At 74.3% G+C, this 16,190-nt stretch carries 15 protein-coding genes and 1 pseudogene; 7 read left to right on the top strand and 9 right to left on the bottom strand.

Going from position 1 to position 16,190, the window contains the following annotated elements; all coding sequences use genetic code 11:
- Positions 1 to 57: 57 nt before the first annotated feature.
- The 7 genes and pseudogenes from V6U88_RS27705 to V6U88_RS27735 form a co-directional block, all read right to left on the bottom strand.
- A complete protein-coding gene (locus V6U88_RS27705) occupies positions 58 to 849 on the bottom strand; it encodes a maleylpyruvate isomerase family mycothiol-dependent enzyme (RefSeq protein ID WP_334457435.1) in 792 nt (263 codons plus the stop codon).
- Positions 850 to 1,000: 151 nt separating this feature from the next.
- Positions 1,001 to 2,260 carry an MFS transporter gene (locus V6U88_RS27710; RefSeq protein WP_334457436.1) on the bottom strand — a complete coding sequence of 420 codons (1,260 nt, stop codon included), beginning with the start codon at positions 2,258 to 2,260 and terminating at the stop codon, positions 1,001 to 1,003.
- A gap of 492 nt (positions 2,261 to 2,752) precedes the next feature.
- Positions 2,753 to 3,475 (bottom strand): annotated as a pseudogene (locus V6U88_RS27715) (mechanosensitive ion channel family protein); the annotation flags it as partial.
- 73 nt (positions 3,476 to 3,548) lie between these two features.
- On the bottom strand, positions 3,549 to 4,514 hold the full coding sequence (locus V6U88_RS27720; protein WP_334457441.1) for a hypothetical protein: 966 nt from the start codon (positions 4,512 to 4,514) through the stop codon (positions 3,549 to 3,551).
- A gap of 42 nt (positions 4,515 to 4,556) precedes the next feature.
- Positions 4,557 to 6,191, bottom strand: coding sequence for a serine/threonine-protein kinase (locus tag V6U88_RS27725; RefSeq protein WP_334457444.1), 1,635 nt, complete (start codon positions 6,189 to 6,191; stop codon positions 4,557 to 4,559).
- Positions 6,192 to 6,352: 161 nt separating this feature from the next.
- The gene (locus V6U88_RS27730) at positions 6,353 to 7,195 is read right to left on the bottom strand and encodes an SPFH domain-containing protein (protein ID WP_334457446.1); all 843 of its coding nucleotides are present in this window, start codon (positions 7,193 to 7,195) and stop codon (positions 6,353 to 6,355) included.
- 119 nt (positions 7,196 to 7,314) lie between these two features.
- Positions 7,315 to 7,836 carry a MarR family winged helix-turn-helix transcriptional regulator gene (locus V6U88_RS27735; protein ID WP_334457448.1) on the bottom strand — a complete coding sequence of 174 codons (522 nt, stop codon included), beginning with the start codon at positions 7,834 to 7,836 and terminating at the stop codon, positions 7,315 to 7,317.
- 54 nt (positions 7,837 to 7,890) lie between these two features.
- On the opposite strand from V6U88_RS27735, the gene pip reads away from it, so the two are divergent.
- The 3 genes from pip to V6U88_RS27750 all read left to right on the top strand — a co-directional run bounded on the left by pip (position 7,891) and on the right by V6U88_RS27750 (position 11,020).
- On the top strand, positions 7,891 to 8,850 hold the full coding sequence (gene pip / locus V6U88_RS27740) for a prolyl aminopeptidase (protein ID WP_334457450.1): 960 nt from the start codon (positions 7,891 to 7,893) through the stop codon (positions 8,848 to 8,850).
- Positions 8,851 to 9,030: 180 nt separating this feature from the next.
- Positions 9,031 to 9,675, top strand: coding sequence for a flavin reductase family protein (locus V6U88_RS27745; RefSeq protein WP_334457452.1), 645 nt, complete (start codon positions 9,031 to 9,033; stop codon positions 9,673 to 9,675).
- 211 nt (positions 9,676 to 9,886) lie between these two features.
- Positions 9,887 to 11,020, top strand: a complete 1,134-nt coding sequence (locus V6U88_RS27750; RefSeq protein WP_334457454.1) for a peptidoglycan recognition protein family protein — start codon at positions 9,887 to 9,889, stop codon at positions 11,018 to 11,020.
- Here the strand turns inward: V6U88_RS27750 and V6U88_RS27755 are convergent.
- Both V6U88_RS27755 and V6U88_RS27760 read right to left on the bottom strand, forming a co-directional pair.
- A complete protein-coding gene (locus V6U88_RS27755) occupies positions 10,956 to 11,450 on the bottom strand; it encodes a hypothetical protein (RefSeq protein WP_334457455.1) in 495 nt (164 codons plus the stop codon). The two genes, V6U88_RS27750 and V6U88_RS27755, sit on opposite strands and share 65 nt — an antisense overlap.
- 184 nt (positions 11,451 to 11,634) lie before the next feature.
- The gene (locus V6U88_RS27760; RefSeq protein WP_334457458.1) at positions 11,635 to 12,513 is read right to left on the bottom strand and encodes a Vgb family protein; all 879 of its coding nucleotides are present in this window, start codon (positions 12,511 to 12,513) and stop codon (positions 11,635 to 11,637) included.
- Between the two features lie 186 nt (positions 12,514 to 12,699).
- On the opposite strand from V6U88_RS27760, the gene V6U88_RS27765 reads away from it, so the two are divergent.
- From V6U88_RS27765 to V6U88_RS27780, 4 genes are all read left to right on the top strand, one after another.
- The gene (locus V6U88_RS27765; RefSeq protein WP_334457467.1) at positions 12,700 to 13,233 is read left to right on the top strand and encodes a TetR/AcrR family transcriptional regulator; all 534 of its coding nucleotides are present in this window, start codon (positions 12,700 to 12,702) and stop codon (positions 13,231 to 13,233) included.
- A 76-nt stretch (positions 13,234 to 13,309) separates the two neighbouring features.
- Positions 13,310 to 13,723, top strand: coding sequence for a VOC family protein (locus V6U88_RS27770; RefSeq protein ID WP_334457460.1), 414 nt, complete (start codon positions 13,310 to 13,312; stop codon positions 13,721 to 13,723).
- A gap of 121 nt (positions 13,724 to 13,844) precedes the next feature.
- Complete coding sequence (locus V6U88_RS27775; RefSeq protein WP_334457462.1) at positions 13,845 to 15,419, top strand: FMN-binding glutamate synthase family protein; 1,575 nt, start codon at positions 13,845 to 13,847, stop codon at positions 15,417 to 15,419.
- A gap of 167 nt (positions 15,420 to 15,586) precedes the next feature.
- The gene (locus V6U88_RS27780) at positions 15,587 to 16,111 is read left to right on the top strand and encodes a GNAT family N-acetyltransferase (RefSeq protein WP_334457463.1); all 525 of its coding nucleotides are present in this window, start codon (positions 15,587 to 15,589) and stop codon (positions 16,109 to 16,111) included.
- Positions 16,112 to 16,190: the final 79 nt, after the last annotated feature.

The raw sequence follows: 16,190 nt of genomic DNA on the forward strand, positions 1-16,190 counted from the left end.
TGCCGGGCTGACCGGAGTGCCCGGTGGCGGTCGTCCACCGTCACCGGGCCGGCCCGGTCAGCCGAAGCTGACCCGCTCCAGCCAGAGGTCGAGCAGCTTCGCGTCCCCGATCACCTCGACGCCCGCCGCGTCCACGGAGAGCCGGCCGTAGACCAGCAGCAGCAGGTTGGTCAGCCGCCCGCGGACGGCCACGGCCGCCTTCTCGTGCGCACGCCGCCAGGCGATCAGGTCGCCGGTGAGGTCGACCAGCCACTCGGCGCCCAGCTCGGGCGGGGTGTCGGTGGCGTGCAGGTGCAGCGTCCGGCCCGGGCCGAGCAGCTCCCGGCGGTGCGGGTGGAAGTCGAACATCTGCGGCAGCGCGCCCAGCTCCATCCACTCGTCGAGCGCGTCGACGGCGACCTCCGGCGCGACCACCACGTCGACGTCGAGAGCGAGCGCGGCGTCGGCCCGGTGCACGAGGGTCTCGTGGGCGAACCGGCGCGCGAAGAACGCCGGGCTCCCGTCCCCCAGCGGGGTCCACACCCGCGCCGCCGGCCCGGCGCCGCGCAGCGCCCCGGCCAACTCGGCGGCGCTTTCGACCAGCCACGGCCCGAGCACCGCCGGGTCCTCGTCGGCGTACCGGGACAGGTCACGGAAGTGCGTGTCGTCCGGTGGCGTGGCCGGCCGGGTGCGGAGGATCTCCGCGGCCCACCGCTGCCCGCCCCCGAGGTGCCGGACCAGCTGGCCCACGTTCCACCCGGGGCAGGACGGAACGGGGACGGTCAGGTCGGCGCCGTCGAGATGGGACCGGAGCAGGTCGCTCTGCTGCACGATCTCGGCGCACCAACGGTCGTAGCTCACACCGGTCATCCGGTCACGCTAACCGCCCGCACCGACACCGTCCGCCTGCCGTGCCGGGCCCGGAACCGCTCTCCCGTCGCCAAGGCCGCCGCCCGGCACGGGGTCGGGCACCGGTGTCGCCGGCCCGGCCCGCCTAGGCCGACGACACCGGCGGGCGCGGTCAGGTCGGCACGCCGCTGCGGCCGGCCACCGGCTCGCGGGCGGGGCCGCCGCGCCGGTTCCTGCGCGAGGCCAGCAGCCAGCCGGCCACCACCAGGTACGGCACGGCCGCCGCCACGAAGGCGGCCCGGTTGCCGCCCACCCCGGCGACCAGGGCGTACCCGCCGTAGACGGCGATGATGGTGAGGTCGGTGGCCATCCCGGCGACGGAGGTGACGGTGGCCCGAGCCGGCCCGGTGATGCGCGCCTGGACCCGGGCGTCGGCCAGCACCGTGGCTAGTTGGAAGGCGCAGAACGCGACGCCGACCAGCACGAACCCGGCGGGGTGGCGCAGTCCCGCCCCGACGGCGAGCGCGACCGCGGCCACCGCGAGCAGCGCGGCGTAGCCACGGGTGCGCAGCCGTTCGGCCGGCGCGGCGAGCAGGCCGCCCACGGTCACCCCGACCCAGACGAGCAGGAGCAGCAGCGGCACGGTCGACCCGGCGACGCCGGTGTCCCGGGCCAGCAGCGGCGTGTACTCGTCGAGGGCGCCCCACACGGCGGTCACCGCCGGGACCAGCAGCAGCGCCGCGCGTACCCGAGGATCGGCCCGGGCCTCGGCGAGGCCGGCGCGCAGGGTCGCCGCCCAGCCCAGCTCCTCGCCGTCCGCCGCCGGCTCCGGCGCGGCGGCCGCCGGGGCCGGGCGGTGTTCGGGGAAGCGGGTGGCGACGGCGGCGGCGAGCCCCCCGGCCAGCACGCTCGCCGCGCCGACGGCCGGGTAGCCGCCGACGGCGAGCACCGGCCCGGCCAGGCCGATCGAGGCAAGCGCGCCGAGCACCCCCGCGGTCCGCGCGCGGCCCATGATGCGGGCGTAGCGGCCGGCCGCCCCGAGGCGGTCGAGCTCGGTGAAGACCAGCGCCTCCAGGGCGCCGGAGCCGAGCGCGCCGCCGGCTCCCCAGAGGACGAAGCCGAGGGCGAACGCCGGGTAGGACGGGGCCAGCACCCAGAGGGCGAAGCCGGCGCCGGCGAGCAGGGGCGCGAGGCAGAGCAGCAGCCGGCGGGAGACCGCGTCGGCCCAGGCGCCCGAGGGCACCTCCAGCAGGATGCTGGTCGCCGACCAGATGACGAAGAGCGAGGAGATCTCGCCGATCGACAGGCCGGTGTCGCTGAACAGCAGCGCGTAGACCGGGTAGAGCAGGACGAAGTCCTGGAAGAACGCGTACCCGTAGAGGGTGGCCGCCAGGCGGCGGACCTCGGGCACGGATGCGGTGGTGAGGGTCATGAGGGCCTTTCCACGGGACCGGGCGGACGCGGGGTGTGCGGCGTCCGGGGTGGTCCGCGGGTGCGGCCCTCAGCTACGGATCAACATCGCCAGGTCATGCGCCGATGCTAACCGCCGACGGCCGACCTGGCGATCGGGTTCGGCGGGCGGACACGGACCGGGGCGGGACCCGTGCGGGCCCCACCCCGGTCGGTGGTCGAGCGGTCAGCGGCGGAACTTGTCGCCGTCGGTCGGGATCACCATGGTGGCCTCGTTGTCGATCGGCGCCGGCTCGTCGTGGGTGGCGGTGGCCTGCCGGGGCGGCGTCGGCCGGGCCGCCTCCGACCCGGAGTACGGGCCGACCGGCTGGGTCAGGTCCGCCTCGTCGTAGCGGGACACCACCTGGGTGCGGTCCGCGTCGTCGTCGCGGGGCACCGGCTGGGTGCGCTCGGCCTCGTCGTGGCGCACCACCGGCTGGGTCCGCTCCGACTCCGCGTACGGGGTGACCGGCGTGGCCACGTGCGACTGCACGTCCCGCTTGCCGGCCTGGTACGCCTTGGCGTGCGTGGCGATGAGCCGCGACTCCTCCTCGGCGCGGCTCAGCCACGACTCCCAGCGGCTCTGCATCGGCCGGACCAGACCACCGCCGACGCCGACGACCAGGATGCCGCCGACGGTGGCGAGCACGGCGATCAGCACCGGGGTGGTGACGGCGGTGGCCACGCCGATCTGGTTGAGCGCGGCGATGATGCCCAGGCCGAGAATGAAGACCGAGGCGATGTTGGCGAGCACCCGGCCGTAGGACAGGCCACCCAGCGCGCTGCTGATGATGTCCTTCACCGCGTTGGCGATGGCCGCGGCGACCACCACGATGACGATCGCGACGAAGGCGCGGGGCAGCCACGCGATGACGCCGGCGATCAGGTCGGAGATCGGGTTCGGGCCCCAGATGCCGAAGGCCAGCTGCAGGGTGACCAGCAGGACCCCGTAGTAGGCGAGCTTGGCGACGATGTCGCTGGCGTCGTACTTCGACCGGGCCAGCGCGGTCTTGATGCCGCCCCGCTCGACGGCCTTGTCGAAGTGGACCCGCTCCAGGACCTTGTCCACGATCTTCAGTACGGCCTTGGCGATCAGCCAGCCCACCACGAGGATCGCCACGAAGGCGACCGCCTTGGGCAGGAAGAGCATCACCGCGCGCAGGGCGTCGCCCACCGCGTCGCCGAAGTTGTCTTTCATAGCTGCCCTCCACAACGGTCCATCAGGTCGGTCGGCCCCGACCTACCCCGACCGGCCGCTGGGGAAACGTGCGTCACGCACCTCGGCAGGCGTAGCTCACCTCCGCGCGGGCCTGTTGCGGCGACGGGGAGACGATGTTGACGGTGGCCGTCTCGGTGGTGCTGCCGACCCCGTTGAACGCCCATTTCAGGGGCAGGGTGACGGTGCGCTGGCCCCAGCCGACCCGCTCGCTGAGCAGGGCCCCGGGCGGTGAGCCGGAGCGCAGCCACTGGTACTCGATGACGCCGGCCCGGCCGTTGGTCCGCACCGTGGCCACCACGTCGACCGTGACGTCGCACCGGTCGCCGGCCGGCTGCGGCACCGCCACGCTCACCTCGCTGATCTCCAACGGGTCGAGCCGCTGCCACAGGTAGAAGCCGACGACGGCGACCAGCGCCACGGTGAACAGGGCGGAGAGCACCGAGACCACCCGCCGCCAGAGCGGCCGCTGGCGGCGCGGTGGGGACGCCGTCGGCCAGGACGGCGCGGCGGGCGGCGTCGCGGGCACCCCGGGCCCGAACCGCACCTCACCGCCCGCCCCGGTCGGCCCGGCCGGCGACGGTACGCCCCGGCCGGTGGCCAGGGTGCCCGTGCGCGCCGCGCCGGTGCGGGCGCTCGTGGCGTCGAGGTACGTGGCTGCGGCCGCGTCGAGCCGTACCGTCTCGTCGACCGCGCCGGCGTCGACGGCCGACCCGTCCGCGCCGAGGTGTGCGGTCCGGCCGGTCGTTCCGAGGTGGACGGTCTGGTCGGCGACCTTGAGGTCAACGGTCTCGTCGGCGGCCCCGAGGTGAACGGTCCGGTCCAGGCTCACCGTCCGGTCCAGGCTGACGGTGTGGTCGAGGTTCACCGTGTGGTCCAGATTCACGGTGCGGTCCAGGCTCACCGTGCGGTCGAGGTCGACGGTGTGCTCGGGCGCGCCCGGACGCCCGGTCGCGCCCAGGTGGACGGTGGGTTCGCCGTCTCCCTGCGGCGGCACGCCCCGCTCCCCCGGCCTGGTCATCGGAGCCCACCTTTCGTCGGGAACTGTCGCATCGGCCGGCTCCTAGCCCGGGGTGCAGTACGAGGAGAGCGACACGTACACCGGCCCGGCCGGGTCGGCGGCGTTGCCGGCGACGTCGACGGCGACCACCTGGATCGGGATCCTGGTGCTCGACTTCGGCGCCGGCAGGTCACCGAGGGTGCCCCGGTAGACGCCCCGGCCGACGTGCGTCATGCCGATGGACCGGGTGACCCCGGCAAGGGTGTAGCGGAAGCTCACCCGCAGGTCCTCGGCGCTGGTCCGGTCGTCGCTGGCGGTCGCGGTGACCGTGCTCGATTGGTTGCCGTAGGGACAGCCGCCGGGCTCCAGGAGGGTGGGCGTGGCGTCGAGCCCGCCGACGACCGGTGCCGTGCCGTCCGGTGGCGGCGGCGGGCTGGTCGACGTGCGGGGGGTCGGGCTGGCCCCGCGGGAGCGGGTGGGCGTCGCGGCGGGCGGCCGGGGCGGGGACGGCGTGGCGGTCGCCGATTCCGTGGTCGTCGGGGTCGGGGGCGGGCTGGGCGACACCGCGTCGATGGCGGGCGCGGCGGCCAACGGGCTGGGCCCGAGCGAGGTGAGGGCGGAGGCGCGCGGCCCGGCCGGACCGTCGGCGAGGGTGAGCGCCGCCGCGTGCCGGGAGGCGTAGCTGAGGCCGGCGCCGCCGAGCAGCAGGGCCGCGACCAGGCCGGCCCCGAGCAGCGCGGCGGCGCCCTTCCCGCGCCGGGAGGACGGACCTGCCGCGCCGAACGTGGTGCTGGCGAGGCTGGTGGCCCCGCCGGTGCCGTCGGGGAACGGGAAGAGAGCGGCGAGCAGGGCGGCCCGGCGGGCCAGCTCGCGCAGGCCCCGCTCCTCCCAGTCCGCGCCGTACGCGTCGGCGGCGGTGCGTTCCAGTTCGGCGAGGAAGACCTCCGCCGGCTGCGGCCGGTCGGCGGGCTGCTTGGCCATCCCGTGGCGGAGCAGCTGGTGCACCGGCGGCGGCGCCGCGTCGGTGGGGATCGGCGCCTGCGCGTGCTGGGTCCGCAGCGTGATCAGGTCCCGCCCGTCGTACGGGGGACGACCGGTGAGGCACTCGTAGAAGGTGGCGGTGGCGGCGTAGATGTCGCAGGCCGGGCCGGCCGGGGCGCCGGTCCACTGTTCCGGGGCCATGTAGCGGGGCGTGCCGCTGACCGAGCCGCCGCCGTCGCGGCCCACCGGTACGGCGATGCCGAAGTCGGCGAGCTTGCTCTGCCCGTCGAGGCCGACCAGCACGTTCTCGGGCTTGTAGTCGCGGTGCACGACGCCCCGGGCGTGTGCGGCGGCCAGCCCGGCCAGCGAGCCCTTGAGCACGCAGAGGGCCGCCTCGGGCTCGGTGGGGCCGTGGGCGCGCAGCATCTGCCGCAGGGACACCCCGTTGACCAGTTCCATCACGATGGCGGCGCCGTGCGGCGACTCGGCGTACTCGTAGAGCCGGGAGATGTGCGGGTCGTCGACCTCGACGAGCAGTTGCGCCTCGTCCCGGAAGGCGGTGCGGAAGGACGGGTCGTCGCCGAGGGCCGTGGTCAGGTACTTGATGGCCACGGGGGTGCCGGTGGCGTCGTGGGTGGCCAGCAGGACGCGGCCGGACGCACCGGCGCCGAGCTGCCGGACCGGCGTGTAGCCGGACAGCTGCCAGTCGGCGCTCACGCGGCGGCCTTCCCGGGCAGCGGGGAACGGTCACGGGTCAGGGCCACGCTGATCATTCTCGTCACCGCGGGCGTCCGGTCCATCGGCGCAACGGGTGCTCCACGCGTCCGGACGTCCGTGATGATGGATGGATTCCGGTCAGAGGGCTTGACGCCGACCGGTCAGCGGTGGTCCTCCCGGCGGTGGCCGTCGCCGGGGACGCTCGGCACCGCCTCCGGCGCGTCGATCTGCTCCCCGGCGCCGCGGGCCAGCTTGTCGAAGAACCGGAGCAGCTCCACCGGGAACGGCATGACCAGGGTGCTGTTCTTCTCCGCCGCCACGTCCACCACGGTCTGCAACAGCCGCAGCTGGTAGGCGCCCGGCGTGTCGGCCATCGCCCGGGAGGCGTCGGCGAGCCGGCGGGACGCCTGGAACTCGCCGTCGGCGGCGATCACCCGGGCCCGGCGTTCCCGTTCCGCCTCGGCCTGCCGGGACATGGACCGCTTCATCCCCTCGGGCAGGGAGACGTCCTTGACCTCGACCCGTTCGATGAGCAGCCCCCAGGGCTTCTCGGTGGGCGCGTCGATGACCGACTTCAGTTCCGCGTTGATCCGGTCCCGGTCGCCGAGCAGCGTGTCCAGGTCGGCCTTGCCGATCACCGAGCGCAGCGCGGTCTGCGCGACCTGGAGCACCGCCGACGGGTAGTCCCGCACGTTGACCAGGGCCTTGACCGGGTCCACCACCCGGTAGTAGACGACCGCGTCGACGGTCAGCGTGACGTTGTCGCGGGTGATCGCGCCCTGCGGGGGTACCCCGATCACGGTGGTCTGCATGCTGACCCGGACCATCCGGTCGGCGATCGGCACGATCAGGTGCAGGCCGGGCTCGCGGATGCGCTCCAGCACCCGCCCGAAGCGGAAGACGATCCCGCGCTGGTACTGCTGCACCATGCGGACGCTCAGGGTGAGCAGCAGCGCGGCGAGCGCGACGACGATGACCAGAGCGACGAACCCGGCGGCGGCCATGACCTCCTCGTTCCCGGAGGCACCCGCCTCCCGGCGCCGCGCATACCCGCTCGGGCGGCCGGCAGTCCTGGCCGTCGCCCCGGCGCCACCTTGGTCCGGCAGGTCGGTGCGCTGGACTATCAGCTGAGCTGGCCGTCGTCGCGGGACCGGTCTCGCGCCGCCAGGAGGTCGGGCGCGACGTCGGCGATGCGCTGCCGCATCGACCGGCGGCCCAGGGCGGCCAGCGCCTCGTCGACGAGCCGGCTCAGCGGGTACGGCAGCTCTGCCTCGAACCGGCGGGCGGCGGCGGTGGTGGCGGCCCATTCGGCGTCCAGCACGGGCAGCAGCGCCTCGGCCTTCGGGGTGAGGTGCACGATGCGCTGCCGGGCGTCGGCCCCGGGGGTGAGGGTGACCAGGTCCTCCTTCGCCAGTTGCGCCACGGTCTGGCTGGCGGCGGAGTGGGTGACCCCGGTCGCCTGGGCCAGCGCGCGGATGGGCGCGGGCCCGCCCGAGGCCAGGGCGCGGACGATCGGGGTGAACCGCGGCCGGAACCCGGGCAGCCCGAGGTCGGCGTAGACGGCGGCGACGTCGCCGTCGAGCAGGTCGAGCAGGTGGCGCAGCCGGGTGCCGAGGAGTTCGGGGCCGGGCGGGCGGTCGGGCATGTGGGCTAATGTAACAGCGCTGTTGCATCCGGTACCCCTGGGGAGGGCCCACGCATGGACGAGCGTTATCCGCCGATCGAGCCGTACGAGCACGGCATGCTCGACGTCGGCGACGGCAACGCCGTGTACTGGGAGGTGTGCGGCAACCCCGACGGCAAGCCGGCGCTGGTGGTGCACGGTGGGCCGGGTTCGGGGTGCGGCACCGGGGTCCGCCAGTTTTTCGACCCCGAGCGGTACCGGATCGTGCTGTTCGACCAGCGCGGCTGCGGGCGGAGCACCCCGCACGCCAGCGACCCGGCCACCGACCTGCGGCACAACACCACGCACCACCTGATCGCCGACATGGAACGCCTGCGCGAGCACCTGGGCGTGCGGCGCTGGCTGCTGCACGGCGGGTCGTGGGGCTCCACGCTGATCCTCGCGTACGCCCAGCGGCACCCCGAGCGGGTGACGGAGATCGTCATCAACGCGGTCACCAGCACCCGCCGCTCGGAGATCGACTGGCTCTACCGGGGCGTCGGCCGGTTCTTCCCACAGCAGTGGGACCGCTTCCTGGCCGGCGCGCCCGGCACGCCGCGCGACGGCGACGTCGTCGGCGCGTACGCCCGGCTGATGGCCGATCCCGACCCGGCGGTGCGCGAGCGGGCCACCGTGGACTGGTGCGCCTGGGAGGACGCGGTCGTCTCCGGCGAGGCCGCCGTGACCAACCCGTACAGCGACCGCCCCTCGGCGGCCCGGACGGCCATGGTCCGGATCTGCTCGCACTACTTCGCCCACGGCGCCTGGCTGGAGGAGGGCGAGCTGCTGCGCGACGCGCACCGGCTCGCCGGCATCCCCGGGGTGCTCGTCCACGGCCGGCTCGACCTGAGCAGCCCGCTGGACACCGCCTGGCAGCTGCACCGGGCCTGGCCGGACTCCGAGCTGATCGTCGTCGAGCAGGCCGGCCACTTCGGCACCGACGAGACTCGCCGCCACGTGGTGCGCGCCCTCGACCGGTTCGCCGCGACCGGCTGACCCCGGCCCGCGCCGCGGCGCCACTCCCCGACGCCTTGGACAGGTCGCGCGCCGCGCCGGTCGGGCGGCCCGCCGCAACGCCACGTCCGATCGCCGCCAGCGATCGGCACCGCCCGCGCGCAGGATCGAGGGCGGCCGGGCGGACCGCCCCCGGCCGTGGCGTCCGCGAAGGGCAGGACCATGCACGTCGTACCCGACCTGAAGGTGCTCTACTTCGGCACCCCGGTGGTGTTGATCAGCTCCCGCAACCCGGACGGCAGCGCCAACCTCGCGCCGATGTCGTCGGCGTGGTGGCTGGGCCGCTCGGCCATGCTCGGCCTGGGCGACAGCGGTCAGACCACCGCCAATCTGCGGCGCGAGGGTGAGTGCGTGCTGAACCTGCCGTCCTCGGCGCTGGTCGACGCGGTGGACCGGATCGCGCTGACCACCGGCCGGCCGAGCGTGCCGGAGCACAAGGCCGCCCAGGGCTACCGGTACGAGCCGGACAAGTTCGCCCTCGCCGGGCTGACCCGCCAGCCGTCGGAGCTGGTCGCGCCGCCCCGGGTGGCGCAGTGCCCGATCCAGTTGGAGTGCCGGGTGGTCGCCGCGTACCCGTTCGGCGGGACACCGTCGCACGCCACCGCCTTCCAGGTGGAGGTGCTGCGCGCGCACGTCGAGGAGGAGCTCGTCATTCCCGGCACGTCGTACGTGGACCCGCTGGGCTGGGATCCGCTGATCATGAAGTTCTGCGAGTTCTTCGGCGGGGGGCGCAACGTGCACCCGTCCCGGTTGGCCGAGGGCTGGCGGATGCCGCACGGAGACCGGACCCCGACGCCGGCGTACTGACGCCACCCTGGACGGTCAGCAGTGCCCGGGCAGTATCCGGTGGTCACGGGCCGCGGTCCACTGTGTCGCTGCGGTCGTGCACCCCTCGGATCGGATCGACGCGCCTCTAGCGCCCGGGCCGCTGATGGCAATATCCTCCACCTCACGCGCGCAACGTGGAGTTCCTTTTCATTGCTGCCCTGGGCCACCGCCGGCCCGCCGAGGAGATGCCATGCACTTCGACCACCCTGAACTCGACCGCCGTACCCTGCTGCGGGCCGGCCTGGGCGCGGCGGCCGTCGCGGTCGTCGGGTCCGAACTGGCCTTTCCGGCCGCCGCGCAGGCCGACCCGGGCGCGGACCTCGACTGGATCTACAGCTGCGAGGAGTGGGGCGCCCGCCCGCCGGCCGACCCGCTGGTGATCAGCGCCATCCCCACCAACAAGATCATCGTGCACCACATGGCGTTCCCCAACGTCACCGACTACTCCGAGGCGCAGGCGATCAAGCTGGCCCGGGACTGCCAGAACCTGCACATGGACGGCAACGGCTGGTCCGACACCGGTCAGCACTTCACCATCAGCCGGGGCGGCTACGTGATGGAGGGGCGGCGCGGCAGCCTGGAGCGCCTCCAGGCCGGCGACCGGCAGATGGTCTCGGCCCACTGCCCCGGCGAGAACGGCCGTTCGATCGGCATCGAGAACGAGGGCACCTACGTCACCGACACCCCGCCGGACGAGCTGCTCGACTCGCTGGTGAAGCTCTGCACCACCATCTGCCGGCAGTACGGGCTGCACGCCCACGACATCTTCGGCCACTGGGACTTCCGCACCACCCTCTGCCCGGGCGCGACGTTCTACCGGCTCTTCCCGGACGTACGCCGCCGGGTCTTCGAGAACCTCGGCACCGACCTCGCGGACGTGCCCGCCCGCCGCTGGCCGGACCTGTGGCGCTTCGTCAGCTCCCCCGCCGTCCGGGTCGCACAGTACCTGCTGGCGTACCGCGGCTACGCCGTCACGCCGAACAGCGCCTTCAACGCCGCCACCGTGGCGGCCGTGCAGGACTGGCAGGCCCGCAACGGCATCCCGGTCGACATCGACGCCACCATCACCGGCCCCACCTGGGAGACCCTCGCGCCCGAGCTGGAGAAGGACGCGACGGGGCTGCCGGTCGAGGCGGTGCAGTTCATCCTCAACTGGAAGGGCTACGCCGAGGTCACCGTCACCGGCGAGTACGACCACGCCACCAAGGAAGCGGTGAAGGACATCCAGCGGCTGCACGGCCTGCCGCGCACCGGCAAGGTCAGCACCAGCACGTGGTGCGCGCTGGTCGGCGGCATCGTCCGCCAGTCGTTCCGCCGGCGCTGAGCGCGCGGCGGCGACGCCGCCCCGGGTTCGGTATCGAGCGGCATCGCCCGGTCGAGCGTGACGCCCCGGCGGGTAGCCGCTCCCCGGCGGGCACGGTGGTGGCCAGCAGGTCGTTGAACGCCTCGGTCGAGCTGGGATGGCTGTAGATCGCGTCCCGCAGATCGGCGGCGGTGGTGCCGGGCCGGATGGCCAGCGCGACGGTGTTGATGAGCTCCTGGGCGTCGATGCTCAGCAGGGCGGCGCCGAGGATCTGGTCGGTCTCGGCGTCGATCACGAACTTCATGAAACCGCGGGTCTCCTCGACGGCGTGCGCCCGAGGCATCCCGATGATCTCGGCGACCGGCCGGCTGGCGATCTTCACGCGGTGGCCGGCGGCGAGGGGTTCCCTCTCGGTGAGCCCCACGGTCGCCAGCGGTGGGGTCATGAACAAGGTGTGCGGAATCGCGACCCGGTCGGGGAGCGCCCGTCGTCCCTCGCCGACGAGTTGGTCGAGGAGATCCGACTGTCGTCGTGGGAGATGTAGGTGAACTGCTGGCCGCCGTTGACGTCGCCGAGGGCGTAGCTGTGCGGTTGGCTCGTGTGCAGGTGCTGGTCGGGGTTGGTGAGATGACCGATCAGGGCCGCAGCCGGGCCACCGCCCCGGTCTCCAGCGCCACCCACACGGCGCCGTCGGGAGTGAGGGTGAGGCCGTGCGGCTCGGCGTCCGGCGTGGGCAGGGCGTACTCCTCGACGACGCCCTCGGCGCTGACGTGGCCGATCCGGTTGCCGGCCCACTCGGTGAACCAGCAGCCGCCGGCCGGGTCCGCGACGATGGCGTGCGGCCGGGAGGCCCGGTCGGGCAGCGGGAACTCCTGGACCGCCCCGTCGGGGGTGATCCGGCCGACCTGACCGGCGCCGATCTCGACGAACCAGAGGGCGCCGTCGGCGCCGCCGGTGATGCCGACCGGGGCGGCGCCGGCCGTCGGCAGCGAATGCAGCCGCACCGTGCCGTCGCGGGTGATCCGGCCGACCGCGTCGGCCTGGTTGAGGGTGAACCACAGCGCGCCGTCCGGCCCGGCGGTGATCATCGAGGGCATGCCACCGGCGACCGGCAGCGGAAAGTGCTCCACCGTGCCGTCGGTGCCGATCCGGCCGATCCGGTCGGCGGTCAGCTCGGTGAACCACAGCCCGCCGTCCGGCCCGACCGTGATGCCGTAGGGGCCCGCGCCGGGCACCTCGTAGGAGGTCTGTGCGCCGTCGACGGTGAGCCGGCCGATGCGGTGGTCGCGCATCCGGGTGTACCACAGCGCCCCGTCGGGCCCGGTGGTGATCAGGGCGGGCCCGCAACCGGGGTCGTCGAGGTCGTGGCGGCGCACCGCACCGTCGCGGTCGAGCCGGACGACCGCCCCGGCGTGGACCAGCGTGCACCAGAGGGCACCGTCGGGCCCGACCGTGATCGCGTACGGCCCGGCGCCGGGTTCGGCCAGGGGCAGCTCGGTGATAGCAGGTGACACGGAGCCTCCTTCTCGGACGGTGGGCGCGGGGCACCGCGCGGTAACGGCCGGTCGTTAAAGCGACGGGTGTTGCGTTAGGATGCTGCCATGGATTCGTCACCCCCGACAACCGGGATCTCCGGCACCGACCCGGGCGCGGGCCCGGCCCGCCGGCCCGGTGGGCGCAGCGCCCAGGTGCGTCGCCGGGTGCTCGACGCGGTCGCCGCCCTGCTGGTCGAGGGCGGTTACGACGCGCTGGCCGTCGACGCCGTGGCCGACCGCGCCGGCGTGCACCGCACCACGGTCTACCGGCGCTGGCGCGACGTCGGCGGGCTGCTGGCGGACGTGCTCGCCGAGGCGACCGAGGACGACTGGCAGCCCCGCGACACCGGCTCCCTCGACGGCGACCTGGTGGCGATCAACCACGAGGTGCACCGGGCGCTGACCGCCGAGCCGCCGCTGACCGGCGCGCTGATCGCCGCCTCGTTCCGCTCCCCGCCGGCCGCCGCGGCACTCCACGCCTTCTGGGCCGACCGGTACGACCGCTGCGCCGTCGTCGTACACCGGGCGGCGCGGCGCGGTGAGGTGCCCGCCCGCACCGACGCGCGGGCCCTGCTGGTCGCGGCGACCGCGCCGGTCTACCACGAGCTGCTGCTGCTCCGCGGCGCGGCGGACGTGGCGGTCGCGGAGCGGGCCGCCCGGGCGGCGGCGGTAGCGGCGCGCGCCGGCGCGTTCACCTGACGTGTTCGGCGTGTACGCGCCGACGGCGGCGGGCGCGGTGCGACGATGCGCTGGTCACCAACTCAGGGAGGACGCCGTGGCGACCCAGCTCAACCCGTACCTCAACTTCGCCGGCAACGCGCGCGAGGCGATGGAGTTCTACCACCAGCTCTTCGGTGGGGAGCTGTCGTTGACCACGTTCCGGGAGTTCGGCACCGAGGACCCGGCGATCGCCGACCAGATCATGCACGGCCTGCTCCGCACGGCCGCCGGCCACGTGCTGATGGCCTCGGACATGCCGCCCGGCATGGAGATCCGGCGCGGCAACGCCAACACCGTCAGCCTCAGCGGCGACGACGCCGACGAGCTGCGCCGCTGGTGGGAGCAGCTCTCCTCCGGCGGCGTGGTCAGCGTGCCGCTGGAGAAGCAGATGTGGGGCGACGAGTTCGGTCAGTGCGAGGACCGGTTCGGCACCCCGTGGATGGTCAACATCAGCCAGCCGCAGGGCTGACCGTCAGCGCGACGGCGCAGGGCGCAGGCAGGCGCCGGTTCGCGGCACCGAGGGGTTCCGGCCGCCGGCTCGGCACCGACGCGCTGTTTGGGCGGCGGCGGGACCGGGGAGTGTGGCGGGCATGAAGTGGGCCAGTCGAGCCGTACCCGTCGTCGCCGCCGCTCTCGCGGGCCTCGCCGCCCGCGACGTCCTCCAGCGTGACCACGCGCTGCTGCGCAACTTCCCGGTGGTCGGCCGGGCGCGCTACCTGCTGGAGTCGATCGGGCCGGAGCTGCGGCAGTACATCGTCGCCGGCAACAACGAGGAGCGGCCGTTCACCCGCGACCAGCGGCGCTGGATCTACGCCTCGGCCAAGCAGGAGAACAACTACTTCGGCTTCGGCACGGACAACGACATCGAGTACACCCCGGGTTATCCGATCATCAAGCACCGCACCTTCGGGCGGGCCGTGCCGCCGTCGTCGCCGACGGCCGGGCACGACGTACGGCTGCCGGCGGCGAAGGTGCTCGGCGGCGCGCGGGGGCGGGCGCGGGCGTTCCGGCCCGAGTCGGTCGTCAACATCTCCGGGATGAGCTTCGGCTCCCTCTCCGGCAACGCGATCACCGCGCTGAACAAGGGCGCGGCGCTGGCCGGGTGCCTGCAGAACACCGGCGAGGGCGGGCTGTCGCCGTACCACCGCAACGGCGGCGACCTGGTGTTCCAGATCGGCACGGCGTACTTCGGCTGCCGCGACGAGCGCGGCCGGTTCAGCCTCGACAGGCTCAAGGACCTCGTGGCCGGGGCTCCCGTCCGGGCGTTGGAGATCAAGCTCAGCCAGGGCGCGAAGCCCAGCCTGGGCGGGCTGCTGCCCGGAGCGAAGGTCTCCGCCGAGATCGCCGAGACCCGCGGCATCCCGCAGGGGCGGGACTGCGTGAGCCCGTCCCGGCACGCCGAGTTCTCCGACTGCGACAGCCTGCTCGACTGGGTGGAGCTGCTCGCCGCCGAGACCGGACTGCCGGTGGGCATCAAGTCCGCCGTCGGCGACCTGGGCTTCTGGGATGAGCTGACCACGCTGATGCGCGACACCGGGCGCGGCGTGGACTTCGTGACCGTGGACGGGGGCGAGGGCGGCACCGGCGCCGCGCCGCTGATCTTCACCGACTCGGTGTCGCTGCCGTTCCAGCAGGGCTTCGCCCGCGTCTACCGGACCTTCGCCGAGCGGGACCTGCACGAGCAGACGGTCTTCGTCGGGGCCGGCAAGCTGGGCCTGCCCGACAACGCGATCGTCGCGTTCGCGCTCGGCTGCGACATGGTCAACGTCGGCCGGGAGGCGATGCTGGCGATCGGCTGCATCCAGGCGCAGAAGTGCCACACCGACACCTGCCCGACCGGCGTGGCCACCCAGAACCCGTGGCTGGCCCGGGGCCTGGACCCCACGTCGAAGTCGGTACGCGCCGCCAACTACCTGCGTACGCTGCGGCGGGACCTGGTGAAGGTGGCCGAGGCGTGCGGTGTCGAGCACCCCGGGCTGATCGACACCGACGCGGTGGAGATCCTGGACGGCCGGACCGCCTCCACCCCACTGCGCGAGGTGTACCGCTACCGGCCCGGGTGGGGGCTGCCGTCGGCGACCGACCGGAAGGCGATCGTGGCGCTGATGAGCGGGGAGGCGCCGCAGGGCGGCAGCGCCCCACCGTCGGCGACCGCGGTCGGCTGACCGGTCACTCCTCGATCGCGCCGCCCACCGCGCGCAGGTGCTCCCGGAAGGTCAGCGACGGGTTCGCCGCCCGCCCGGCCAGGTACGCGCCGGCAGGTCGAACAGGGCGGGGAACCGCGAAAAACGGGTGGCCGGTCCGGCCGGACCTCGGGCAGGATCCCGGACCGATGCTGATCAGACGTGAGACCCCCGCCGACATCGCCGCCGTCCGGGCCGTGCACACCGCCGCGTTCGCCTCGGCGGACGCCCCGGACGCCGTACCCGTCGAGGCCCCGCTGGTCGACGCGCTGCGCGCCGACGACGGCTGGCTGCCCGCCCTCTCCCTGGTCGCCACCGACCCCGACGGGCAGGTCGTCGGGCACGTGGTCTGCACCCGCGGCACGGTGGCCGGCGCGCCGGTGGCGCTCGGCCTGGGCCCGCTCGGGGTGCTGCCCGCCTGGCAGCGCCGGGGCGTCGGGGCGGCGCTGATGCACGCCGTGCTGGGCGCGGCCGACGCTCTGGACGAGCCGCTGGTCGTGCTGCTCGGGCACCCGGAGTACTACCCTCGGTTCGGGTTCCGGCCGGCGGTGGACCTGGGCGTGACCCCACCGGGCCCGTGGGGGCCGCGGTACTTCATGGCCCGGCCGTTGAGCGCGTGGCGGCCCGACATCCGGGGTGCCTTCGCGTACGCGAAGCCCTTCGCCGACCTTTGACGATCTCTCCGCCCTAAAGGGCGGAGATTCCCTCCACGCTGCGCGTGGAACACGCGGCGTCCGGGCGGATTCCTGCTTC

The sequence above is a fragment of the Micromonospora sp. CPCC 205739 genome (assembly GCF_036906795.1).
In the GTDB taxonomy this organism is placed as follows: domain Bacteria; phylum Actinomycetota; class Actinomycetes; order Mycobacteriales; family Micromonosporaceae; genus Micromonospora.